Raw genomic sequence first — 22979 nt, 5'->3', positions numbered from 1 at the left:
ATTAAACCTCGTCCACGGACTGGCCTTTCAGCGCGACGCGGACAGATTTGTCCATGCGGCGAGCAGCGAAGTCCTGGGTTTGTTTATCAACGTTTTTAATGGCTTCTTCTATTGCGTCAGCGTCATTGCCTTCGGCCACGGCGCTTAAGCGCGCGGCAGCGTCGTCAATCACCTGGCGCTCAGCGGCGCTGAGCAGCGCGGCGTCGGCAGCGAGCGCGCCGTTCAGGCTCTCCAGCACGCGTGCGGCTTCCACTTTTTGTTCCGCCAGCATACGCGCCTTCACATCCTGCTCGGCGTAGCTCATTGAGTCCTGAATCATGGAGGCGATTTCGCCATCGGTCAGGCCGTAGGACGGCTTCACCTGAATGGACGATTCCACGCCGGTGGATTTTTCCATCGCCGTGACGCTCAGCAGGCCGTCCGCATCCACCTGGAAGGTAACGCGAATATGCGCCCCGCCCGCAGGCAGCGCTGGAATTCCGCGCAGCGCAAAGCGCGCCAGAGAGCGGCAGTCCTGCACCAGCTCGCGCTCACCCTGCATCACGTGGATGGACATCGCGGTCTGGCCGTCTTTAAAGGTGGTGAACTCCTGCGCGCGCGCCACCGGAATGGTGGTGTTACGCGGGATCACTTTCTCCACCAGGCCGCCCATGGTTTCTAAGCCCAGCGACAGCGGGATGACGTCCAGCAGCAGCATTTCGCTGTCCGGCTTGTTGCCAACCAGAATATCGGCCTGGATCGCGGCGCCCACGGCAACCACTTTGTCCGGGTCGATGGAGGTCAGCGGCGTGCGGCCAAAGAATTCGCCCACGCGCTCGCGCACCAGCGGCACGCGGGTCGAACCGCCCACCATGACCACTTCCAGCACCTCGTTCGCCTCAACGCCCGCATCTTTCAATGCGCGACGGCAGGCCAGCAGGGTGCGTTTAACTAAAGGCGCAATCAGTTCGTTGAACTGGTCGCGGGTGATCTCTCCCTGCCAGCCCGCAACGTTCACACTTACGGACTGCGCATCGCTCAGGGCGATTTTGGCGTCAATGGCCGCATCAAGCAGTTCACGCTGTACGCGCGCATCGCTGCGATCGCTGATGCCCGCCTGCTCGCGGATGTAGTCCGCCAGCAGGTGGTCGAAGTCATCACCGCCCAGCGCGGAATCCCCGCCGGTCGCCAGCACTTCAAACACCCCGCGGCTCAGGCGCAGGATAGAGATATCAAACGTCCCGCCGCCGAGATCGTAAACCGCGATCACCCCTTCCTGACCGGAATCGAGGCCGTAGGCAATCGCAGCCGCCGTCGGTTCGTTCAGCAAACGCAGCACGTGCAGGCCCGCCAGACGCGCGGCGTCTTTGGTGCCCTGGCGCTGTGCATCGTCAAAATAGGCCGGAACGGTAATGACTACGCCGTCCAGATCGCCGCCGAGCGTCGCCGTAGCGCGCTCAGCCAGCGCTTTGAGGATGTCGGAGGAAACGCGAATCGGGTTCAGCAGACCGGCCGCGGTCGCAATCATCGGCAGGCCGTTTTCACTGGCCTGCAGCTGATACGGCAGATGCGGGTAGCGGGTCTGAATATCGGCCAGCGAGCGGCCCATCATGCGCTTGACGGAGCTGATGGTGTTGGCCGGATCGCGCGCGGCGTTAGCGCGGGCGTCATAGCCTACCGCGTGACCCTGCTGCTGGTAGTGGACCACGGAAGGCAGCAGATGGCGCCCCTGCTCGTCGGCCAGCGTTTCCGCCTGGCCGCTGCGCACGGTCGCCACGAGGGAATTGGTGGTGCCCAGATCGATACCCACCGCCAGACGACGCTGGTGCGGTGCGGCACTTAAGCCAGGCTCACTAATTTGTAATAAGGCCATAATTGCTTCCGAAATTAAAAATCGAGCAGCTTTTCTTCGAGTTGTTCAGCACTGCTTCGCAGTTTATCGAGAAAACGGAGTTTGCGCACAGTGTCTGCCGCCACGTCCCAGGTCTCGTTGTTCAGTTGCTCCACCATCTGCTGATGGCGGGTATCGAACATGCCCTTCACGCGCGTGATAAAGCTTTCCAGACGCGCTTCGTCTTTGGCCTGTTCAATTTCATCGAGCTCTTCGCGAAGCTCCAGCTGCTCCATCAGAAACGCCGTGTCGCGCACGGTGTGCTGTTCGCTCGCCAGATCAAAACCGTTGAGCGAGAGCAGATATTCAGCGCGCGCCAGCGGGTGACGCAGCGTCTGCCAGGCCTGGTTGATGGTGGCAGAGTGGGAAACCGCAGCCAGCTGCTCTGCCTGAGTACCGCTCGCGAATTTGTCCGGATGGTACTGACGCTGCAGATCCTGAAAGCGGATCGTCAACGCCTGGAGATCGATCGGGTATTGAGCGGGTAGTCCGAAGAGAGTGAAGTAATCCATAACAATCTCAGGGGTAGCCTGTTAGAACAAACCCCACGCGCAGCGGGTACGCCACGGTGGGGTTTCGGATGACGCGCGGTTAAACGTGGAAGCTTTCGCCGCAACCACACTCGTCTTTGACGTTCGGGTTCGTGAATTTAAACCCTTCGTTCAGGCCTTCTTTAACGAAGTCCAGCTGAGTGCCGTTGAGGAATTGCAGGCTTTTGCCATCGACCACCACCTTCACGCCCTTGTCTTCAAACACGGTGTCGTCAGACGCCGGTTCGTCAACAAACTCCAGTACGTAAGCCATACCAGAACAGCCGGAGGTACGTACGCCCAGTCGCAGGCCAAAGCCTTTACCACGGTTCGCCAGAAAAGAGCTTACTCGCGCGGCAGCGCTGTCGCTAAGGGTAATCGACATACTCAAACCTCAATTATTTTGCTTCACGTTTGCTTTTGTAATCCGCAATGGCGGCTTTGATCGCGTCTTCTGCCAGAATTGAACAGTGAATTTTCACCGGTGGCAGTTCGAGTTCTTCAGCAATATCCGTGTTCTTAATTGCCTGTGCTTCGTCCAGAGACTTGCCCTTAACCCATTCGGTAACCAGGGAGCTGGACGCAATTGCAGAACCGCAGCCGTAGGTCTTGAAGCGCGCGTCTTCAATGATACCTTCATTGTTGACTTTAATCTGCAACTTCATCACGTCGCCACACGCTGGCGCACCGACCATGCCGCTTCCAACAGATTCGTCGCTGTTGTCAAAAGAGCCAACGTTGCGTGGGTTTTCGTAATGATCGATGACTTTTTCGCTGTATGCCATGATTGAATTCTCCTTATGTACCGATTAGTGATGTGACCATTCAATGCTGTTCAGATCCACGCCCTGCTTGAACATTTCCCACAGTGGAGAAAGGTCGCGCAGACGGCCAATGGAGTTGCGAACCAGCTTGATGGTGTAGTCAATCTCTTCTTCGGTAGTGAAACGACCTAAAGAGAAACGGATAGAACTGTGTGCCAGCTCGTCAGTCATACCCAGCGCACGCAGCACGTAGGATGGCTCAAGGCTTGCAGAGGTACAGGCAGAACCGGAAGAAACCGCCAGGTCTTTAAGCGCCATGATCAGCGATTCGCCTTCAACATAGTTGAAGCTGACGTTGAGGATGTTCGGTGCGCCCTGCTCGAGATCGCCGTTCAGATACACTTCTTCCATATCTTTCACGCCATCCCACAGACGGTTACGCAGCGTGCGCAGGCGTGCCATCTCGGTTTCCATCTCTTCTTTTGCAATGCGGTAGGCTTCGCCCATGCCCACGATCTGATGAACAGGCAGCGTACCGGAACGCATGCCGCGCTCGTGACCGCCGCCGTGCATCTGTGCTTCGATGCGGATACGTGGTTTACGACGAACGTACAGCGCGCCGATCCCTTTCGGACCATAGATTTTGTGGCCGGAGAAGGACATCAGGTCCACTTTCAGCTGGCTCAGGTCGATAGGCAGTTTGCCCACGCTCTGAGTCGCGTCCACATGATAGATGATACCGCGCGCGCGGCACATTTCGCCGATGGTCGCGATGTCCTGCACGACGCCGATTTCGTTGTTAACGTGCATGATGGAGACCAGAATGGTGTCATCACGCATGGCCGCTTCGAGCTCTTTCAGATCGATAATGCCGTTGCTCTGTGGCGCCAGATAGGTGACTTCGTACCCTTCACGCTCCAGCTGACGGCAGGTGTCCAGCACGGCTTTGTGTTCGGTTTTGCTGGTGATGATGTGCTTGCCTTTTTTCTGATAAAAGTTGGCTGCACCTTTGATCGCCAGGTTGTCGGATTCGGTCGCGCCGGAGGTGAAAACAATTTCACGCGGGTCGGCACCGACCAGGTCAGCAATCTGATTACGGGCGATATCAACCGCCTCTTCAGCATGCCAGCCAAAACGGTGTGAACGGGAAGCTGGGTTACCAAAGTTTCCGTCCAGGGTCAGACACTGCATCATTTTCTCGGCAACACGCGGGTCCACCGGCGTGGTTGCGGAGTAGTCGAGATAAATCGGTAATTTCATTGCTCTATAAACTCCGTACATCGCTTCAATGCAAGGAATCAGGCAACCGGCTGGATGTACGACCGAGTACACGGGGCGAGTCTTCGCCCCGGCCTGATTCTGAAATACTTATCGTTTTATTACGCGCGCAGTTTGACGTCGATAGCGTCCTGCGCGCGGGTGCTGCGTTGGGAATCATGGCCGTGCTGACGGCCCGATACGTCCAGAACTTCCTGGTTATTCACCAGCTCACCGAGGGTGATGTTGTTGAGGAAGCCGGTCAAACGGTCGCTCAGATCGCGCCACAGCGCGTGGGTCAGGCACTTATCGCCGCCCTGGCAGCCGCCTTTACCCTGGCAACGGGTCGCGTCAACGGATTCGTCAACTGCGCTGATCACTTCGCCAACTGCAATACTGCCCGCGTCTTTACCCAGCAGATAACCGCCGCCTGGGCCACGAACGCTGGAAACCAGTCCATTTTTACGCAGTCTGGAGAACAGCTGTTCCAGGTAAGAGAGGGAGATCCCTTGTCGTTCAGAAATATCAGCCAACGGAACCGGGCCCGCTTCGGAGTTGAGCGCAACGTCCAGCATCGCGGTCACGGCATAACGCCCTTTAGATGTCAGTCTCATGTCTTACTTAACCTCAAACTCGCCCCTGCCCGGGGTTTTTTATTGTAAAATGGGGGTATTGCATAGCAGGGCCAAGTCTGACATTCCTGACTAAAATGGTCAACTATTTACTTGACTGTTTTAGTCAGGTATTTAACCTTCTGTGCCTTCATAACCCAGGTGCGGGCTGATGCCCTCACCCCGCCCTTCTCCCACAGGGAGAGGAGGAAATCGACACTACTCTTTATTCTTCTGCTCAATCGACGCAAGAATCCCGCGCAGGATGTTCAGCTCCTGACTTTCCGGACGCGCGCGGGTAAACAGACGGCGCAGCTTGTTCATCACCTGCCCCGGGTGGCCTTCGCGAATAAAGCCGGTTGAGAGCAGCGTCTGCTCCAGATGACCGTAGAAGCGCTCAAGGTCATCCACCAGCGGGTAAGCCGTCTCTTCTTTTGGCTCGACCTCTTTCTCCTGCGTCGCCAGCCACGCCATTCGTACTTCGTAAGCGATAACCTGCACCGCCATCGCCAGGTTTAGCGAGCTGTACTCCGGGTTTGCCGCAATCGCGACGTGATAATGACACTTCTGCAGCTCGTCGTTAGTCAAGCCTACGCGCTCGCGGCCAAACACCAGCGCAACCGGTGCCTGTGCTGCTTCCGAGACACTTTTCAGGCCGCATTCACGCGGATCGAGCATTGGCCACGGCAGCGTGCGTGAACGCGCGCTGGTACCGACAACGAGGCTGCAGCCGGCCAGCGCTTCGTCAAGGGTATCGACGATCTGGGCATTGCCGATTACGTCGCTGGCACCGGCCGCCAGAGCAATCGCCTGAGAGTCAGGCTTCACCAGCGGGTTAACCAGCCACAGGTTCGTTAAGCCCATGGTTTTCATAGCGCGGGCAACGGAGCCCATGTTGCCGGTATGCGATGTTTCGACCAGCACAATTCGAATGTTTTGCAGCATAATTTTTAATGTCTGAATTCAGTGTCTGAAGAATATTCGGGCATATTATCATAAACGGGAGACATAATCCGATCCCGCTGCTATACTCTGCGCCGATTTTCCTGTTCTTTAACATCCAGTGAGAGAGACCGATGCATCCGATGCTGACCATCGCCGTGCGCGCAGCGCGCAAGGCGGGTAATGTAATTGCCAAACACTACGAAACGCCAGACTCCGTAGAAACCAGCCAGAAAGGCAGCAATGATTTCGTGACTAACGTCGATAAAGCCGCAGAAGCGATTATTATCGAAACGATCCGCAAATCTTACCCACAGCACACCATCATCACCGAAGAAAGCGGTGAACATGAAGGTACCGATCAGGATGTTCAATGGGTTATCGATCCACTGGATGGCACCACCAACTTCGTTAAACGCCTGCCACACTTCTCTGTGTCTATCGCAGTACGCATTAAAGGCCGTACTGAAGTCGCCGTTGTGTATGATCCAATGCGTAACGAACTGTTCACCGCGACCCGCGGTCAGGGCGCACAGCTGAACGGCTACCGTCTGCGCTGCAGCAACGCACGCGATCTGGACGGCACCATTCTGGCGACCGGTTTCCCGTTCAAGGCGAAACAGCACGCGACCACCTACATGAATATCCTGGGCAAACTGTTCACCGAATGCGCGGACTTCCGTCGCACCGGTTCTGCTGCGCTGGATCTGGCCTACGTGGCAACCGGCCGCGTTGACGGTTACTTCGAACTCTCACTGAAGCCATGGGATTTTGCAGCGGGCGAGCTGATCGCACGTGAAGCAGGCGCCATCGTGTGTGACTTCACCGGCGGCCATAACTATATGTCTACCGGCAACATCGTTGCGGGTAACCCACGCGTTGTTAAAGCCATGCTGGCAAACATGCGTGATGAACTGAGCGATGCGCTGAAGCGTTAATCCCGGTAATCCCCTCTCCCTGTGGGAGAGGGGATCCCAACTAAAACGGCCGTAATCCCCTTCCCACCGGCACCGCACTCATCCACATGGTTACCGCCGCCACCAACAGAATGACCCCGCCCGCCAGCGCAAGCGTGGTCCACCCTACCTGTCGCCACAGCACCGGCGTTTTATTGCCGCTGAGTTTGACCGCCAGCTGACGGAAGCTGTGTACCAACAGCGCTAAAGACGAAATAGTGAGAGAGGTTCCTGCCGCCATCGCCAGCGCGGACAGCATGCCCCAGCCGAACACGCCAATCACCTTACTGAACAGCAGCACCATGATGGCACCCGAGCACGGACGCATGCCCATCGAGAGAACAATCATCAGCCGCGCACGCCAGTCGTCGCCGTTCTGCAACTGTTCCTGCGTGGGCAAATGCTGATGCCCGCAACCGCAGTTTTCATCATGAACGTGGTGCGGCGTAAAGGATTTGAACGTTGGCTTTCGCAGCAGCGCACGCAGCTTTTTCAGCGCCCGCCAGCACAGGATCAGCCCCAGCACGCCCACCAGCGCGTAGCTCCCCTTCTCAAGCCAGAAACTGCTCATGTGCAGCTGGCGCGCGGGAAGCTGTAACAGCGAAAGGACGACCACGACTAGCGCTATCGCCACGCCGCCCTGAAGCAGCGAGGAGGCCAGCGTCAGGCCGATACTTGATTTCAGCTTTGACGGATGCGTGGCGAGCCAGGTTGTGATGACAATTTTGCCGTGCCCCGGCCCCAGCGCGTGCAGCACGCCATAGATAAAGCTGAACGCCAGCAGGGAACCGCCCGCCTTTGTCGGATTCTCCGCCACCGCCTTCAGCAGACCGCTCATCTGCTGGTTGACCTCACGCTGCCAGATAATGCTTTTCATCATGACCTGCGGCCAGGCCTGCCACAGCCACATCGCGCCGCAAACGGCGAACAGCAAAAAGATCGCCAGCGGCCAGAGGTGCAGCCAGCGGCGCTGTTTTCGAACCGGAGAAGAGATCACTGACATTGTAACGTCACCTCCTGCGCGAACTGTTTACCCAATTCCATGTCCTCAGGCGGGGCATCTTCCTTGTCGAGAGAGACCGCAAAGTTCAGCGTCTTTTCGCTGGGCTTCGGGGTATGAACGCCGATTTTGCAGCTTTTTTGCAGCGCGTCCGGCAGCCGCACGTCGCTGTCTTTGTCATAGCGCATGTCGACATAATAGGTAGGGTCAAAGGTGGAAAAGCGATACGTTTGCCCCGCCAGCGGCTGAGGGTGCGCCAGCGGGAGCACGAACGTCAGCACCGCCTGGTGCCCGTCGCGCGTCATCCCGTATTCCGTGGGTCGGTTCAGAAATTTGACCTTTTGCCCGTTATGCCAGAACTCGGTGAAATAGTGCTGGCCGAGCACGTTAGCCATCACTTCTGCCGCCAGCTTTTTCCAGATTTCGTCACAGGGCTTCGCGTTTCCCGCATCATAGAGCAGATCGGCCGAGGTGATTTCATCCATCGTCCAGCGCATTTTCAGGCCGCTGAGCTGCGTGCCGTCGGTGACCAGCTCGGTCTGGAGGTCAATAAAACTGTGAGGGTGTGCGCTGGCGGTGAAGCTGATAACCGCCAAAAATAACGCCATCGCACTTTGTTTAACTGTTTGCATCAATTCCTCACGTCAAAAATTCTGTGATGTTCCCCAGCAATCCTGAATGAAAGGCCTGCCGGCGCGCTTTTCAGCGTTCATCCTTTAGCTATTCTTATCAAACATTCACACTGGATACCCGACAGATGATGACGACGCTTGAAATTCCATCTGTGCTTTCCAGTTCGCAGCGCCGCTGCCAGGTGCTTTTGATGCTTTACCTGCCCGATGCTGCCGTCACCGCACAGAGCATAATTGCTGCCAACGGCGTGGACGACGCGATGGCACGGCAAGATATAGCCGAGACGCGCGATGAAATCCAGCGCTATCACCGGCTGGATATCGTCACGCACCACGACGGCAGCTACCGGATTGAAGGCACAGCCCTGAATCAGCGTTTATGCCTGCTGCACTGGCTGCGCCGTGCGCTGCGGCTTTGCCCGCAGTTTGTCTCGCACCAGTTTACCCCCGCATTAAAAACCGCGCTTAAACAACACGGCATCGCGCGTCCGCTTTACGACGATGCGAACCTGCGGGCGCTGATCGGCTTCTGCTCTCGCAAGCTGCAGCGCCAGTTTGAATGCCGCGACGTCCAGTTTTTACAGCTCTATCTGCAATACTGCCTTATTCAGCACCAGCTCGGGAATACGCCGCAGTTTTCTCACGTTCAGCGCAGCTGGACCCAGTCAAGAGGGGAGTATTTTACAGCGCAGGAGATCGTGCGCCACTGGAGACGGCGCGTCCCGCAGGGTGCCCACGGGGATGAACAGCTGTTTCTGGCGCTGCTGTTTATGATGCTCCGCACGCCCGACCCGGTGCTCGATAAACACCAGCAGGATCAGCGTTTGCGCCGGGCCATCGTACGCATGGTCGCCCGCTTTCGCTCGCAGACCGGGATGAACTTCAGCGATGAGCAAGGGCTCACCGATCAGCTGTATATCCACCTTGCTCAGGCGCTGGACCGCTCGCTGTTTGAGATCGGCATCGACAATAACCTGCCGGAGGAGATCCACCGTCTCTATCCCCGGCTGTTACGCACCACGAAGGAAGCGCTGTTTGAGCTGGAAGCGGAGTTTGGGCTGCGTTTTTCCGATGAAGAGATGAGTCTGGTGGCTGTGATTTTCGGTGCCTGGCTGATGCAGGAGACCGATCTGCACGAAAAACAGGTGATCCTGCTGACGGGAGACGATAAAGCCAGTGAGGACCTGATTGAACAGCAGCTTCGCGAGCTGACGCTGCTGCCGCTCAACATTCGCTATCTGACGCTGCAGGCCTTTCAGAAAGAGGGGGCGCCGCGTGAAGCCGCGCTGGTTATCACCCCCTACCCCACGGCCCTGCCGCTGTTCTCGCCACCGCTGATCCATGCCGTTGAGACACTGAACGCGCAGCAGCAAGAACATATTCGCGCCATGCTGGAATCGTAGTTACGCGCGTGCGGCCACTTTCGGTCGAACAAACATTGCCGGTAGCGCCACCAGCGCCATTACCCAGAACACGCCATGCCCCAGGTGCTGGTAAAGGAACCCCGCAAAGACCGTCATGATCGCGATACTGCCCCCCATGGCTACCGCAGAATAGACGGCCTGCAGACGAATAACGTCTCCGCCCTCGCGCGCTGCGATATAGCGCATGGCCGCCAGATGGCACACGGTAAAGGTACCGCAGTGAAGAATTTGCGCCACAATCAGCCACGGCAGATCGGTTGTCCAGCCCATAATCCCCCAGCGCGCCACGCCGCACACGGCGGAAAGCAGCAGCAGGTCACGTGCGCCAAAGCGTCGAAACAGCTTCTTGCTCAGGGCGAAAATAATGACTTCGGCCACCACGCCCAGCGACCAAAGATAGCCCACTGCAGAAGCAGAATATCCCGCTCCCTGCCAGTAGATGGCGCTGAAGCCATAGTACGCCGCATGTGCCCCCTGAAGCAGACAGACACACGCCAGAAAACGCCAGCTCTGTGCAACCAGGCTCCGCCACGCGGGCCAGCCCGCGCTCTCCTGATGGCGACTTTCCCCTTGCGGCATCACCGACGGTCGCAGCAGCATGCCCAGCAGCATCGAGGCAATACCGATACTCAGCAGGGCAAGAATGGCGCGGTAATCGTAAAGGCTGACCAGTTTCCCCACCAGCGCAGAGCCAATCACAAAGGCGATAGAGCCCCACAGGCGCACGCGTCCATAGTCCATGGTGATCTGCTTTTGCCAGGTGTTCGCCAGGGCATCCGTCAGCGGTACCAGCGGCGAGAAGAACAGGTTAAAGCCGACCATCACCACCATCAGCCAGGCAAACTGGTGGCTAACCCAGAAGCAGGCAACAAAGACCAGCGTCAGCAGAGCAAGAATGCGCACGGCCTTGATCAGTAAGGAGGGATCGCTGACGCGCGGGGCAATCAGCAGGCTGCCGAGGAAACGCGCCACCAGCCCTGCCCCGAGCAGGACGCCGATGGTCTCGGGCGTCAGGCCGATACCCTTAAGCCAGACGCTCCAGAAAGGCAGAAAAATGCCGTAGCTAAAGAAATAGGTGAAATAACTGAGCGCCAGCCAGCGCGTGGAATGCAAGACCATGAATCCCTCCCGAAATCGAGGCCATAGTCTGGCGAGAATATAAAAATTAAGCAAGTAGATAGCCTGCTATAAATTAACGAAAATTTAACATCTTGTGCAATCGTCTGGCTTATGGCAGGGAATGAAAATATGTATTACGTTTAAATTACTCCACTTGCAGAGGTTTTTCTGCCATGAACTCACTACGTTATCTCGATTTCGGCCAGTCACGTCACCTGCTGCTGCTCATTGGCCGCATCGCGCTTGTCGTGCTGTTTATTATCTTTGGTTATCCAAAACTGACGGGGTTTAGCGGCACCGTACAATACATGACCTCGCTGGGAACGCCGATGCCCATGCTGGCGGCCATTATTGCGGTAGTGATGGAAGTGCCTGCCGCCATTCTGATCGTACTGGGCTTTTTCACCCGTCCTCTCGCGGTAATGTTTGTGTTCTATACCCTGGGCACGGCGATTATCGGTCACCATTACTGGGATATGACCGGTGATGCGGTCGTGCCGAATATGATTAACTTCTATAAGAACGTCAGTATTGCTGGCGCCTTTATTTTGCTGGCCATTGTTGGGCCGGGGGCTATTTCCCTGGACCGGCGTTAAGCCATAAAAAAAGGCCGCAAGCGCGGCCTTTTTTATTTCTGCAGGGCAGAGGAATTATGCGTAGACCGGGAAGCGTGCGCAGATATCCAGAACTTTACCTTTGACGCGCTCGATAACCGCTTCGTCATTGATGTTGTCCAGAACGTCACACATCCAGCCTGCCAGCTCTTTCACTTCCGCTTCTTTAAAGCCGCGGCGAGTTACGGCCGGAGAACCGATACGGATACCGGAGGTCACAAACGGGCTCTTCGGATCGTTTGGCACGCTGTTTTTGTTCACGGTAATGTTGGCGCGGCCCAGGGCAGCGTCAGCTTCTTTACCGGTCAGGTTCTTATCAACCAGATCCAGCAGGAACAGGTGGTTTTCAGTACCGCCGGATACCACTTTGTAGCCACGGTTAAGGAACACTTCCACCATCGCTTTGGCGTTCTTAGCAACCTGCTGCTGGTAAACCTTGAACTCTGGCTCCATCGCTTCTTTCAGCGCGACCGCTTTTGCCGCGATAACGTGCATCAGTGGGCCACCCTGCGCGCTTGGGAACACCGCGGAGTTCAGTTTTTTGTACAGCTCTTCGTCACCGCCTTTCGCCAGGATCAGGCCACCGCGTGGACCCGCCAGGGTTTTGTGGGTGGTGGTGGTCACAACGTGAGCGTGTGGAACCGGGTTCGGGTAAACGCCTGCAGCGATCAGACCCGCAACGTGCGCCATGTCAACGAACAGGTAAGCACCGATGCTGTCTGCGATTTCACGCATTTTTGCCCAGTCAACGATACCGGAGTAAGCAGAGAAGCCACCGATGATCATCTTCGGCTTGTGCTCTTTAGCCTGCTTCGCCATGTCTTCGTAGTCAATTTTACCGGACTCATCAATACCGTAAGGGATGATGTTGTACAGTTTGCCGGAGAAGTTAACCGGGGAGCCGTGAGTCAGGTGGCCGCCCTGCGCCAGGTTCATACCCAGAACGGTATCGCCCGGCTGCAGCAGCGCGGTGTAGACCGCGAAGTTAGCCTGAGAGCCAGAGTGCGGCTGCACGTTTGCATAGTCAGCGCCAAAAAGTTCTTTCGCACGATCGATAGCCAGCTGCTCAACGATATCAACGTACTCGCAACCGCCGTAATAGCGTTTGCCCGGGTAACCTTCAGCGTATTTATTGGTCAGCTGAGAACCCTGCGCCTGCATAACGCGCGGGCTGGTGTAGTTTTCGGAGGCGATCAGTTCGATGTGCTCTTCCTGACGTACTTTTTCCTGCTCCATAGCCTGCCACAGTTCGGCATCATAATCGGCAATGTTCATTTCACGCTTTAACATCCGCATCTCCTGACTCAGCTAACAAGTAAATTTTGGCCTGAAAAGGCAGTCCTGTTGGACGACGGGCAACAGTATAACTGATTAGTTCTGTGATAACAGGTCTTGACAAACGATTTTACGCAAACGTTTTCCTACCCGCCACGCAAGGGTTTGAGGAATAAAGCTCTCGCCCTTTCCAGCGGATTTCTTTTCAGGTTTGTGATGCATATTTTTCATCTTGCAAAGAACCATTTACAACGCAGGGGTATTTTTTATAAGATGCATTTAAAATACATCATTAAAGTCACATCGGAAGGAAGCAGCTATGCTCGACGCTCAAACCATCGCTACCGTAAAGGCCACCATTCCCCTGCTGGTGGAAACTGGCCCTAAACTCACCGCCCATTTCTACGATCGCATGTTCACGCACAACCCGGAGCTCAAAGAAATTTTCAACATGAGCAACCAGCGTAACGGCGATCAGGGTGAAGCGCTGTTCAACGCCATCGCGGCCTACGCCAGCAATATTGAAAACCTGCCAGCATTGCTGCCTGCGGTGGAAAAAATCGCGCAGAAACATACCAGCTTCCAGATCCAACCTGAACAGTACAACATCGTGGGCGGACACCTGCTGGCAACCCTGGACGAGATGTTCAGCCCGGGTCAGGAGGTGCTGGACGCGTGGGGTAAAGCCTACGGGGTACTGGCAAACGTGTTTATCAACCGTGAAGCGCAGATCTACAGCGAAAACGCCAGCAAGAACGGCGGCTGGAAAGGCACGCGAGCGTTCCGCATCGTTGAGAAAACGCCGCGCAGCGCATTAATCACCAGCTTCGAATTTGAGCCGGTGGACGGTCAACCGGTGGCCGATTACCAGCCAGGGCAGTATCTGGGCGTGTGGCTGAAGCCTGAAGGATTCCCGCATCAGGAGATCCGCCAGTATTCCCTTACCCGCAAGCCAAACGGCAAAGGCTACCGCATTGCGGTGAAGCGTGAGGACGGCGGTCAGGTTTCCAGCTGGCTGCACAACGAAGCTAACGTGGGCGACGTGGTCCATCTGGCCGCGCCGGCGGGCGATTTCTTTATGGCCGTTGACACCAATACGCCGGTCACGCTGATCTCTGCGGGCGTCGGCCAAACGCCGATGCTGGCGATGCTCGATACGCTGGCAAGATCACACCACGGGGCGCAGGTAAACTGGTTCCATGCAGCCGAAAACGGCGACGTGCACGCTTTTGCGGATGAGGTGAAAACGCTCAGGGCCTCCCTGCCGCGCTTCACCGCGCACACCTGGTATCGCCTGCCGACGGAAGCTGACCGCGCAGCTGCCCGCTTTGACAGCGAAGGTCTGATGAATCTTAGCCAGCACGAAGGCCTATTCAGCGCACCGGAGATGCAGTTCTACGTCTGTGGACCGGTGGCGTTTATGCAGTATGCCGCGAAGCAGCTGGTTGAGCTGGGCGTGAACAAGGACAACATTCATTACGAATGCTTCGGGCCGCATAAGGTGCTGTAAAGCAAAAAGCCCCTCGTTTGAGGGGCTTTTTTTCGTCGGATGGCGGCGGTGCCTTACCCGGCCTGGAAAATATTTAAATCGCCGCGTCGTCTTCTTCGCCGGTACGGATACGGATCACGCGCGCCACGTCGAAGACGAAGATTTTACCGTCGCCAATCTTGCCGGTCTGCGCCGTGCGGATAATGGTGTCCACACAGGTATCGACGATATCGTCGCTGACCACGATTTCAATTTTTACTTTCGGCAGAAAGTCGACCATGTACTCTGCGCCACGGTAAAGCTCGGTGTGGCCCTTCTGACGACCAAAACCTTTCACTTCCGTCACGGTCATCCCGGTGATGCCGACTTCCGCCAGCGCTTCACGCACATCATCCAGTTTGAAAGGTTTAATAATCGCATCAATCTTTTTCATGGTGGGTCCTTAAACTCTTGCCTGTAAGCTGCCTCGTAATCGATTGCTCACAGTATCATATTCAAGCGAATTTTGCGGTACTACTCTTTAAAATCGTTCGCTTCAAGCTCATGACGTGACAGCAGCTTGTAGAATTCGGTACGGTTGCGTCCGGCCATGCGCGCCGCGTGGGTCACGTTGCCTTTAGTGATCTGCAATAGCTTGCGCAGATAGTTCAGTTCGAACTGATTGCGCGCTTCTGCAAACGTCGGCAGAGCCGTGTTTTCCCCTTCCAGCGCCTGCTCCACCAGCGCGTCGCTGATCACCGGTGACGAGGTCAGCGCCACGCACTGCTCAATCACGTTCACCAGTTGACGCACGTTACCCGGCCAGCTTGCGGCCATCAGCCGCTTCATCGCATCGGTGGAAAACGCGCGCACGAACGGTTTATGGCGGTCGGCCGCCTGGCGCAAAAGATGGTTCGCCAGCAGCGGAATGTCTTCCGCACGTTCCGCAAGCGCAGGGATCTTCAGGTTAACCACGTTCAGACGGTAGTAGAGATCTTCGCGAAACTCGTTGCGGGCCATCACTTTTGGCAGATCGCGGTGGGTCGCCGAAATAATTCGCACGTTAATATCGATATCGCGGTTGCTGCCCAGCGGGCGCACTTTGCGCTCCTGCAGCACGCGCAGCAGCTTGACCTGCAGCGGCGCGGGCATGTCACCAATCTCGTCCAGGAACAGCGTGCCGCCTTCCGCGGCCTGGAATAGCCCTTCCCGGCTGCTTACCGCCCCGGTGAATGCGCCTCGGGCGTGACCAAACAGTTCCGATTCAAGCAGCTGCTCCGGGAGCGCGCCACAGTTAATCGCAATAAAAGCGTTCTTGCTGCGCGGGCTGGCGTTATGGATCGCCTGCGCCAGGATCTCTTTCCCGGTTCCGCTCTGGCCGTTGATGAGCACGCTGACGTCAGACTGCGCCACCATCCTCGCCTGCTCTAGCAGGCGCAGCATCACGGGGCTGCGGGTGACGATAGACTCCCGCCACGCTTCATCCCCCGCCGGGGCGGCATGTTCCAGCGCGCTGTCGATAGCCTTATAAAGCGCGTCTTTGTCCACCGGCTTGGTCAGGAAGCTGAATACTCCCTGCTGCGTCGCGGCAACCGCATCCGGGATCGACCCGTGCGCGGTCAGGATAATCACGGGCATACCCGGCTGCTGCTTCTGGATCTCCGCGAACAGCTGCAGGCCATCCATTTCATCCATCCGCAGGTCGCTTATCACCAGATCGATTTTCTCGCGGCTGAGAATTTTCAGCCCCTCCAGCCCGCTTTCCGCAGTCACGACGCTGTAGCCCTCACTCACCAGACGCATCCCCAGCAGCTTTAATAGCCCGGGATCGTCATCCACCAGTAAGAGATGGGCTGGTTTACGGCTCGTCATGCTTCACGTCCTCTTGTTTCGGCGTATCGCTGTCCGGCGCAGCGGATGAACTCCCCGGCTGATATTTACGCGAAGAGAGCTGTCTTTCGATATCGGTCAGGTTCTCCAGCTTACGCGTCGTGGTATCCAGCTGGGTTCGTAAATGTTGCTGCTGCTGACGCAGCGTATCAAGCTCGCTGTCGGTTGACTGTTGCAGCTTGCTGTAGCGGGAGCGCTCTTCAGAAAGCTGAAGCTGTAGCGTCTGGCCATCGCGCCAGAGCTGGTATACCGGACGTACCTGTACGGGTAGATTGACCACAAACGTGTCCAGTCGGGTTACATTGACGCGGCGTTCGACGGGGGTGATTTTGGCATCAGCCAGCAAAATGCCGCGCTTGAAAGCGTCCTGCCAGGTTTCGTCATCCAGCATCGCCGCCTTCGAGCGGGCGTCTACCGGCGCCAGACGCTGGGCGCAATCTATTCCACGCAGCCAGAACAGCGGGTTGCTTTCGACGTCATGCCCTGACAGGTTCCAGATGTCTTCGCAGCGGGTCGAGAGGAAATCGGCCAGCTGGTTATCGGGCCATTTATCTTCTTGTTTATCAGTAATGGCACTTTGCGGCACATGGGAAACACACCCTGCCAGAAATAAACAGGGCAGGCTCAGGCGAAGCGTGCGGCGGGAAAACACCGCGCGTACGGCGCGGGAAAAAACGTGTGACATACTCACCAGACATAGATTCATTTTATTGATTTTTCCGGCTCAGGGGCAGTTCAATACGGAAGCAAACATCCGAACGTTCGTCCGTGGCAATGTTTAGCTCACCCTGCATGCGTCGTATGCAGTCCCGGGCAATGCTCAAGCCCAGACCGCTTCCTTTCACCGCACCTTTCCGCTGATGACTCCCCTGGAAAAAGGGCTCGAAGATCATGGATTTTTCGTCATCGGGGATCGGGGTGCCGGTGTTAGCGACGTCGATAAACACCCGGGAACTCTTCGTATAGCTTCGGATATAAATGTTACCGGATTCAGTACCATAGTGCACCGCATTGGAATAAAGATTATCCAGTACGCTCATTAGCAGCATGGGTTCAGCCAGACAGGTCGGCGCATTCAGCTCTACACCGGTATGCATCATTTTAGCTCTTGCTGGCAAGCTATGGGCGGATATCACCATATCCACCAGCGGTTCAATTTCGACGTTTTCCAGTACGACCGCCCCGTCTGCCAGCTTGCGGTTGTAATCCAGCAGTTGCTCAATCAGCTTCTGTAGATTCCGGCTGCTGTTATCCAGGATCTCGACAATTTCTTTCTGTTCGGGCGTAAGCGGCCCAGCCACTTCGTCCGCCAGCAGTTCCGTCCCTTCGCGCATGCTGGCCAGCGGCGTTTTAAGCTCATGGGAGATATGACGCAGGAACTGATGACGCTGTGATTCAAGCCACGCCAGGCGCTCGGACAGCCAGATAATGCGCTGGCCTACGGATCGCAGCTCGCGAGGACCTTTAAAGGCGACCGTATCCCCGAGCGATTTCCCCTCCCCCAGGCGGTTGATCATCCGCTGGATCCCCTTCACCGGGCCGATGATCATGCGGGTAAAGAGCAGAACCAGCCCGAGGCTCACCAGGAACAGCACCAGCGCCTGCCAGCCGAAGAACTGGCCGCGCTCGGCAATCTCCTGCTGAAGCTGCTGACCGCGGGAGAAAATCACCGTACGCGTTGACTGCACCATCTCGGTGTTGGCACTGGCAAAAGCTTCGAGGCGTGCGGCGGCGGCCGCATCCGGGCCGCTGTTACTGCATTGCAGTTGCGCGAGATCGTTCAGATCCTGACGTAACGCCTGATACAGCCTGTCGTCAGGCAAAACCCCCGCATGAGCGTCCAGCATTTCGCTGTAGCGTTTGCGCTGACTCTGATAAACCTTTTCCAGCGTTCGATCGTCAAGCACGCAATACTGACGATAGCTACGCTCCATCTCCAGTGCGGCGTTGGTCATCGCTTCACTGCGTCTGGCGTCGATGAGCGTCGTGCGGTTGGTCAATGCCGCCTGCGCGCTCAGCGCGTTCAGACTTTGCCACGCCTGCCAGGCAAGGATCAGCAGCGGCAGCAGAATCAGCAGGAAGGCCATCATGACGAGCTGCCGCAAGGAGCGGGGGAAAACGGGCCAGCGTTTCAACGCATTACTCTCTTAATGGGGGTTTACGCAGAGCGTAACTGAGTCTGCCCTTCAGATACAACAAAGCCGGGTAAAAACCCGGCTTTGTCATGGAATGAGGCGGTGCCTAACTCGACGTTTCGCCCTGGCCTGATAAAGCATCGCTATGATCAGTAGTTGGACGGCAGGCACCTTTTTGTGCGTCATTCGAAGTTTATGTAGCGCTTCCCGAAGGGGCTGACATAAGAAGGTGAATGAGCCACTGGTTAATATTATGCAACACCCGTGCCAGAATGCAAAACAAAATATTAACATATTGAAATATAAAGTTTTTACTCGTTAAGCTTGTTAATTATCGGTTGAATGATTTTCAGGCTAAGTGTCGCTATTAAGCAACACCTTAACGGAAACCTTTCCTGCCACATATAAATCAATAACTTAAATGTCTCTTTTTGGAGACACTTAAGTTGCCGGTCTGTCGCAATTATGCGACACAAATAAAAAAAAGCCCGGTTGAGCTTTCGCTTACCGGGCCTGGAAGGATGTGGGACTAAAACTTAACCCAATTGCTTACGCGCATTGCGGAAGATACGCATCCATGGGCTGTCCTCGCCCCAGTTTTCCGGGTGCCAGGAGTTGCTCACGGTGCGGAACACGCGTTCCGGGTGCGGCATCATGATGGTCGCGCGACCGCTTTCGCTGGTTACCGCCGTAATACCGTTGGCGGAGCCGTTCGGGTTAGCCGGGTAGCTTTCCGTGACTTTGCCGAAGTTATCGACAAAGCGCAGTGCCACCAGGCCTTTGCTCTCCAGCTGAGCCAGATGCGCAGCATCACGCACTTCTACCTGACCTTCGCCATGGGAAACGGCGATTGGCATCTGTGAACCGACCATTCCCTGCAGCAGCAGAGACGGGCTCTGGGTCACTTCCACCAGGCTAAAGCGCGCTTCGAAGCGGTCAGACTGGTTACGCACAAAGCGCGGCCAGGCTTCGCTGCCCGGGATCAGCTCACGCAGGTTAGACATCATCTGGCAGCCGTTACACACGCCCAGCGCCAGGGTCTGCGGACGGTGGAAGAAGGTTTCGAACTCGTCGCGCACGCGGCTGTTGAACAGAATGGATTTCGCCCAGCCTTCGCCTGCGCCCAGCACGTCGCCGTAGGAGAAGCCGCCGCACGCCACCAGCGCCTGGAAATCTTCCAGACCGGTACGTCCGGCCAGCAGGTCGCTCATGTGGACGTCGATAGCGTCAAAGCCCGCGCGGTGGAAGGCCGCAGCCATCTCAACGTGGGAGTTAACGCCCTGCTCGCGCAGCACCGCCACTTTTGGACGCGCGCCGGTCGCAATGTACGGCGCAGCGATGTCTTCGTTAATGTCGAAGGAGAGCTTCACGTTCAGGCCTGGATCCTGGTCATTGGCCTTCGCGTTGTGCTCCTGATCGGCACATTCAGGGTTATCACGCAGGCGCTGCATCTGCCAGGTGGTTTCCGCCCACCACATGCGCAGCGTGGTTCGGCTTTCGCTGAACACCGCATGGCCGTCTGCTTCAATGACGAAGCGGTCGCCCTGAACGGCTTTACCCAGATAGTGGACGCAGTCTGCCAGACCGTGCTTCGCCAGAATCGCTTCAACCGCATCGCGATCCGCTGCACGCACCTGAATCACGGCGCCCAGCTCTTCGTTGAACAGCGCAGCCAGACGGTCTTCGCCAAGCGTAGCGATGTTGGCTTCCACGCCACAGTGGCCGGTGAAGGCCATCTCTGCCAGGGTCACCAGCAGGCCGCCGTCGGAACGGTCATGGTAGGCCAGCAGCTTACGCTGCGCCACCAGCGCCTGAATCGCGTCGTAGAAGCCTTTCAGCTGCGCCACGTCGCGCACGTCGGCTGGCTTATCGCCAAGCTGACGGTAAACCTGCGCCAGCGCGGTGGCGCCCAGCGCGTTGTGGCCTTTACCCAGGTCAATCAGCAGCAGGGCGTTATCTTCAGTCGCCAGCTGCGGCGTAACGGTGTGACGCACGTCTTCCACGCGGGCAAACGCGGTGATCACTAGCGACAGTGGAGAGGTCATCTCGCGCTGCTCGTTACCTTCCTGCCAGCGGGTTTTCATCGACATGGAGTCTTTACCCACCGGAATGGTCAGGCCGAGTGCTGGACACAGCTCCTCACCCACCGCCTTCACGGCTTCATACAGGCCAGCATCTTCGCCCGGGTGGCCGGCTGCGGCCATCCAGTTTGCGGAGAGCTTGATACGTTTGATATCGCCAATCTGCGTCGCGGCGATGTTGGTCAGCGCTTCACCGACCGCCAGACGGGCAGAGGCGGCGAAGTCCAGCAGCGCCACCGGGGTGCGTTCGCCCAGCGCCATCGCTTCGCCGTAGTAGCTGTCGAGGCTCGCAGTGGTCACGGCGCAGTTCGCCACCGGGATCTGCCAAGGGCCGACCATCTGGTCGCGGGATACCATACCGGTCACGGTACGGTCGCCGATGGTCACCAGGAAGGTTTTCTCTGCCACAGCAGGCAGGTGCAGCACGCGGTTAACCGCTTCTGCCACGGTGATGCCCTGGCGATCCAGCGCTTTTCCCGCAGCCTTGCGGGTCTGCACGTCGCGGGTCATCTTCGGCGTTTTACCGAGCAGGACGTCGAGCGGCAGATCGATCGGCTGGTTGTCGAAATGTGTATCGCTCAAGGAGAGATGCTGCTCTTCGGTCGCTTCACCGATGACGGCATACGGCGCGCGCTCGCGGCGGCACAGCTCGTCAAACAGCGGCAGCTGGTCCGCCGCAACGGCCAGCACGTAGCGCTCCTGGGATTCGTTACACCAAATTTCCAGCGGGCTCATGCCCGGTTCATCGCTCAGGATGTCGCGCAGGTTGAAGCGACCGCCGCGGCCGCCGTCGCTCACCAGCTCCGGCATGGCGTTGGACAAGCCGCCCGCGCCCACGTCGTGGATGAAGAGGATTGGGTTGGCATCACCCAGCTGCCAGCAGCGGTCGATCACTTCCTGGCAGCGGCGCTCCATCTCAGGGTTGTCACGCTGCACGGACGCGAAGTCGAGATCCGCATCAGACTGGCCGGAGGCCATCGAAGAGGCCGCACCGCCGCCCAGACCGATGTTCATCGCCGGGCCGCCGAGTACGATCAGCTTCGCGCCGACGACGATCTCGCCTTTCTGCACGTGATCGGCACGGATGTTGCCGATCCCGCCTGCCAGCATGATCGGTTTGTGGTAGCCGCGCAGCTCTTCGCCGTTGTGGCTGTCCACTTTCTCTTCATAGGTACGGAAGTAACCGTTCAGCGCCGGACGGCCAAACTCGTTGTTAAACGCCGCGCCGCCCAGCGGACCTTCGGTCATGATATCCAGGGCGGTTACAATGCGCTCTGGCTTGCCGAAATCTTCTTCCCACGGCTGTTCAAAGCCCGGGATACGCAGGTTGGAGACGGAGAAACCGACCAGACCCGCTTTTGGTTTTGCACCACGACCAGTCGCCCCTTCGTCACGGATTTCACCGCCGGAGCCGGTAGCCGCACCCGGCCACGGGGAGATCGCCGTCGGGTGGTTGTGGGTTTCAACCTTCATCAGGATATGCGCGGGCTCCTGATGGAAGTCATAGCGCCCTGCTTCGCGATCGGCGAAGAAGCGGCCCACCTCGGAGCCTTCCATCACCGCGGCATTGTCTTTATAGGCAGACAGCACGTGGTCAGGGGTTTGCTCCATGGTGTTTTTGATCATTTTGAACAGCGACTTCGGCTGCTGTTCGCCGTCAATAATCCAGTCGGCGTTGAAAATCTTATGGCGGCAGTGCTCAGAGTTAGCCTGCGCGAACATGTAAAGTTCGATGTCGTTCGGGTTACGGTTGAGCTTAACGAACGCATCCTGCAGGTAGTCGATTTCGTCTTCTGCCAGCGCCAGGCCGAGACGCAGGTTGGCGTCGATCAGTGCCTGACGGCCCTGCCCCAGCAGGTCCACGCTCTGTACTGGCGCAGGCTGATGGTGGGAGAAAAGCTTCTGTGCGTCATCGAGAGAGGCAAATACGCTCTCCATCATGCGGTCGTGCAGCTCAGCCGCAACCGCCTGCCACTGCGCGTCGCTCAGGGTTGAGGCTTCCACGTAGTACGCCACGCCGCGCTCCAGACGGTTAATCTGGCTCAGGCCACAGTTGTGGGCGATGTCGGTGGCTTTGGAAGACCAGGGGGAGATGGTGCCCGGACGCGGCGTCGCAAGGATCAGTTTGCCGGTTGGCGTATGGCTGCTGAGGCTTGGGCCATACTTGAGCAGGCGTTCCAGCTGTACGCGCTCCTCTGCATTCAGGGGGGCATTCAGGTCAGCAAAATGGACATACTCAGCGTAAATATTGCTTACCGGAAGGTCGGCCGCCTGAAAACGTGCCAGCAGTTTAGTGATACGGAAGGCAGACAGTGCAGGCGAACCACGCAGAATTTCCATCATAAGTCTCTCGTCTTCGAAGCGCCGGGGCGCTTACAGTGTGCGCAAGGGGGGAAAACGGGCGTCATTAT

At 57.3% G+C, this 22979-nt stretch carries 20 protein-coding genes; 4 read left to right on the top strand and 16 right to left on the bottom strand.

Translation table 11 applies throughout. The features are described 5' to 3' along the window. Position 1: 1 nt before the first annotated feature. From hscA to trmJ, 7 genes are all read right to left on the bottom strand, one after another. Positions 2–1852 carry a Fe-S protein assembly chaperone HscA gene (gene hscA / locus USH94_RS00265; protein ID WP_111965144.1) on the bottom strand — a complete coding sequence of 617 codons (1851 nt, stop codon included), beginning with the start codon at positions 1850–1852 and terminating at the stop codon, positions 2–4. 14 nt (positions 1853–1866) lie between these two features. Continuing rightward, the gene (hscB, locus tag USH94_RS00260) at positions 1867–2382 is read right to left on the bottom strand and encodes a co-chaperone HscB (RefSeq protein WP_111965143.1); all 516 of its coding nucleotides are present in this window, start codon (positions 2380–2382) and stop codon (positions 1867–1869) included. A 79-nt stretch (positions 2383–2461) separates the two neighbouring features. Beyond that, positions 2462–2785, bottom strand: a complete 324-nt coding sequence (gene iscA / locus USH94_RS00255; RefSeq protein ID WP_003860659.1) for an iron-sulfur cluster assembly protein IscA — start codon at positions 2783–2785, stop codon at positions 2462–2464. Between the two features lie 13 nt (positions 2786–2798). Next, positions 2799–3185, bottom strand: coding sequence for a Fe-S cluster assembly scaffold IscU (gene iscU, locus USH94_RS00250; RefSeq protein ID WP_003860661.1), 387 nt, complete (start codon positions 3183–3185; stop codon positions 2799–2801). A 24-nt stretch (positions 3186–3209) separates the two neighbouring features. Next, positions 3210–4424: a cysteine desulfurase gene (iscS, locus tag USH94_RS00245; protein WP_008502157.1), complete on the bottom strand. Its 1215-nt coding sequence runs from the start codon at positions 4422–4424 to the stop codon at positions 3210–3212. 119 nt (positions 4425–4543) lie between these two features. Beyond that, the gene (iscR, locus tag USH94_RS00240) at positions 4544–5035 is read right to left on the bottom strand and encodes a Fe-S cluster assembly transcriptional regulator IscR (RefSeq protein WP_045399615.1); all 492 of its coding nucleotides are present in this window, start codon (positions 5033–5035) and stop codon (positions 4544–4546) included. Positions 5036–5251: 216 nt separating this feature from the next. After that, positions 5252–5977 carry a tRNA (cytosine(32)/uridine(32)-2'-O)-methyltransferase TrmJ gene (gene trmJ / locus USH94_RS00235; RefSeq protein ID WP_111965142.1) on the bottom strand — a complete coding sequence of 242 codons (726 nt, stop codon included), beginning with the start codon at positions 5975–5977 and terminating at the stop codon, positions 5252–5254. A gap of 131 nt (positions 5978–6108) precedes the next feature. Here trmJ and suhB point away from each other — a divergent pair, with 131 nt between their 5' ends. After that, positions 6109–6912 (top strand): inositol-1-monophosphatase, encoded by an 804-nt coding sequence (gene suhB / locus USH94_RS00230; RefSeq protein WP_003860668.1) that lies wholly within the window; start codon positions 6109–6111, stop codon positions 6910–6912. Positions 6913–6952: 40 nt separating this feature from the next. On the opposite strand, the gene USH94_RS00225 is transcribed toward suhB, so the two are convergent. Together USH94_RS00225 and USH94_RS00220 are read right to left on the bottom strand one after the other, a co-directional pair. Continuing rightward, entirely contained in the window at positions 6953–7933 is a 981-nt protein-coding gene (locus tag USH94_RS00225; RefSeq protein ID WP_111965141.1) for a nickel/cobalt transporter, read from the bottom strand. Further along, entirely contained in the window at positions 7924–8562 is a 639-nt protein-coding gene (locus tag USH94_RS00220; RefSeq protein WP_111965140.1) for a DUF1007 family protein, read from the bottom strand. Before USH94_RS00220 ends, USH94_RS00225 begins: the two co-directional genes overlap by 10 nt. A gap of 125 nt (positions 8563–8687) precedes the next feature. On the opposite strand from USH94_RS00220, the gene csiE reads away from it, so the two are divergent. After that, the gene (csiE, locus tag USH94_RS00215) at positions 8688–9965 is read left to right on the top strand and encodes a stationary phase inducible protein CsiE (protein ID WP_111965139.1); all 1278 of its coding nucleotides are present in this window, start codon (positions 8688–8690) and stop codon (positions 9963–9965) included. Here the strand turns inward: csiE and USH94_RS00210 are convergent, their stop codons facing one another. Further along, positions 9966–11105, bottom strand: coding sequence for a 3-phenylpropionate MFS transporter (locus USH94_RS00210; RefSeq protein ID WP_045908544.1), 1140 nt, complete (start codon positions 11103–11105; stop codon positions 9966–9968). Between the two features lie 173 nt (positions 11106–11278). Here USH94_RS00210 and USH94_RS00205 point away from each other — a divergent pair, with 173 nt between their 5' ends. Further along, positions 11279–11701: a DoxX family protein gene (locus tag USH94_RS00205; protein ID WP_111965138.1), complete on the top strand. Its 423-nt coding sequence runs from the start codon at positions 11279–11281 to the stop codon at positions 11699–11701. A gap of 54 nt (positions 11702–11755) precedes the next feature. Here USH94_RS00205 and glyA read toward each other — a convergent pair whose 3' ends face one another. After that, complete coding sequence (gene glyA, locus USH94_RS00200) at positions 11756–13009, bottom strand: serine hydroxymethyltransferase (RefSeq protein WP_008502165.1); 1254 nt, start codon at positions 13007–13009, stop codon at positions 11756–11758. 304 nt (positions 13010–13313) lie between these two features. Here glyA and hmpA point away from each other — a divergent pair, with 304 nt between their 5' ends. Beyond that, on the top strand, positions 13314–14504 hold the full coding sequence (gene hmpA, locus USH94_RS00195; RefSeq protein ID WP_111965137.1) for an NO-inducible flavohemoprotein: 1191 nt from the start codon (positions 13314–13316) through the stop codon (positions 14502–14504). A gap of 73 nt (positions 14505–14577) precedes the next feature. On the opposite strand, the gene glnB is transcribed toward hmpA, so the two are convergent. From glnB to purL, 5 genes are all read right to left on the bottom strand, one after another. After that, positions 14578–14916: a nitrogen regulatory protein P-II gene (gene glnB, locus USH94_RS00190; RefSeq protein WP_003860685.1), complete on the bottom strand. Its 339-nt coding sequence runs from the start codon at positions 14914–14916 to the stop codon at positions 14578–14580. An 80-nt stretch (positions 14917–14996) separates the two neighbouring features. After that, the gene (gene glrR, locus USH94_RS00185; protein WP_021241871.1) at positions 14997–16334 is read right to left on the bottom strand and encodes a two-component system response regulator GlrR; all 1338 of its coding nucleotides are present in this window, start codon (positions 16332–16334) and stop codon (positions 14997–14999) included. Next, positions 16321–17058, bottom strand: coding sequence for a two-component system QseEF-associated lipoprotein QseG (gene qseG / locus USH94_RS00180; RefSeq protein WP_111965136.1), 738 nt, complete (start codon positions 17056–17058; stop codon positions 16321–16323). The genes glrR and qseG overlap by 14 nt, the downstream gene beginning before the upstream one ends. 1 nt (position 17059) lies before the next feature. Continuing rightward, complete coding sequence (gene qseE / locus USH94_RS00175) at positions 17060–18487, bottom strand: two component system sensor histidine kinase QseE/GlrK (RefSeq protein ID WP_111965135.1); 1428 nt, start codon at positions 18485–18487, stop codon at positions 17060–17062. A gap of 536 nt (positions 18488–19023) precedes the next feature. Next, positions 19024–22911, bottom strand: coding sequence for a phosphoribosylformylglycinamidine synthase (gene purL / locus USH94_RS00170; protein ID WP_111965134.1), 3888 nt, complete (start codon positions 22909–22911; stop codon positions 19024–19026). Between the last annotated feature and the right edge of the window lie 68 nt (positions 22912–22979).

It is taken from the genome of Enterobacter sp. 148H3 (assembly GCF_034107425.1).
Classification (GTDB): Bacteria; Pseudomonadota; Gammaproteobacteria; order Enterobacterales; family Enterobacteriaceae; genus Enterobacter; species Enterobacter vonholyi.
This window is presented reverse-complemented; position numbering and strand designations above follow the sequence as displayed.

Coding starts and splice junctions, on each gene's coding strand:
- csiE (WP_111965139.1), top strand. CDS start 8,688: ATGATGACGACGCTTGAAATTCCATCTGTGCTTTCCAGTTCGCAGCGC.
- glyA (WP_008502165.1), bottom strand. CDS start 13,009: ATGTTAAAGCGTGAAATGAACATTGCCGATTATGATGCCGAACTGTGG.
- hscB (WP_111965143.1), bottom strand. CDS start 2,382: ATGGATTACTTCACTCTCTTCGGACTACCCGCTCAATACCCGATCGAT.
- USH94_RS00225 (WP_111965141.1), bottom strand. CDS start 7,933: ATGTCAGTGATCTCTTCTCCGGTTCGAAAACAGCGCCGCTGGCTGCAC.
- qseG (WP_111965136.1), bottom strand. CDS start 17,058: ATGAATCTATGTCTGGTGAGTATGTCACACGTTTTTTCCCGCGCCGTA.
- USH94_RS00205 (WP_111965138.1), top strand. CDS start 11,279: ATGAACTCACTACGTTATCTCGATTTCGGCCAGTCACGTCACCTGCTG.
- USH94_RS00210 (WP_045908544.1), bottom strand. CDS start 11,105: ATGGTCTTGCATTCCACGCGCTGGCTGGCGCTCAGTTATTTCACCTAT.
- suhB (WP_003860668.1), top strand. CDS start 6,109: ATGCATCCGATGCTGACCATCGCCGTGCGCGCAGCGCGCAAGGCGGGT.
- hscA (WP_111965144.1), bottom strand. CDS start 1,852: ATGGCCTTATTACAAATTAGTGAGCCTGGCTTAAGTGCCGCACCGCAC.
- iscU (WP_003860661.1), bottom strand. CDS start 3,185: ATGGCATACAGCGAAAAAGTCATCGATCATTACGAAAACCCACGCAAC.
- iscS (WP_008502157.1), bottom strand. CDS start 4,424: ATGAAATTACCGATTTATCTCGACTACTCCGCAACCACGCCGGTGGAC.
- hmpA (WP_111965137.1), top strand. CDS start 13,314: ATGCTCGACGCTCAAACCATCGCTACCGTAAAGGCCACCATTCCCCTG.
- iscA (WP_003860659.1), bottom strand. CDS start 2,785: ATGTCGATTACCCTTAGCGACAGCGCTGCCGCGCGAGTAAGCTCTTTT.
- trmJ (WP_111965142.1), bottom strand. CDS start 5,977: ATGCTGCAAAACATTCGAATTGTGCTGGTCGAAACATCGCATACCGGC.
- glnB (WP_003860685.1), bottom strand. CDS start 14,916: ATGAAAAAGATTGATGCGATTATTAAACCTTTCAAACTGGATGATGTG.
- glrR (WP_021241871.1), bottom strand. CDS start 16,334: ATGACGAGCCGTAAACCAGCCCATCTCTTACTGGTGGATGACGATCCC.
- USH94_RS00220 (WP_111965140.1), bottom strand. CDS start 8,562: ATGCAAACAGTTAAACAAAGTGCGATGGCGTTATTTTTGGCGGTTATC.
- purL (WP_111965134.1), bottom strand. CDS start 22,911: ATGATGGAAATTCTGCGTGGTTCGCCTGCACTGTCTGCCTTCCGTATC.
- iscR (WP_045399615.1), bottom strand. CDS start 5,035: ATGAGACTGACATCTAAAGGGCGTTATGCCGTGACCGCGATGCTGGAC.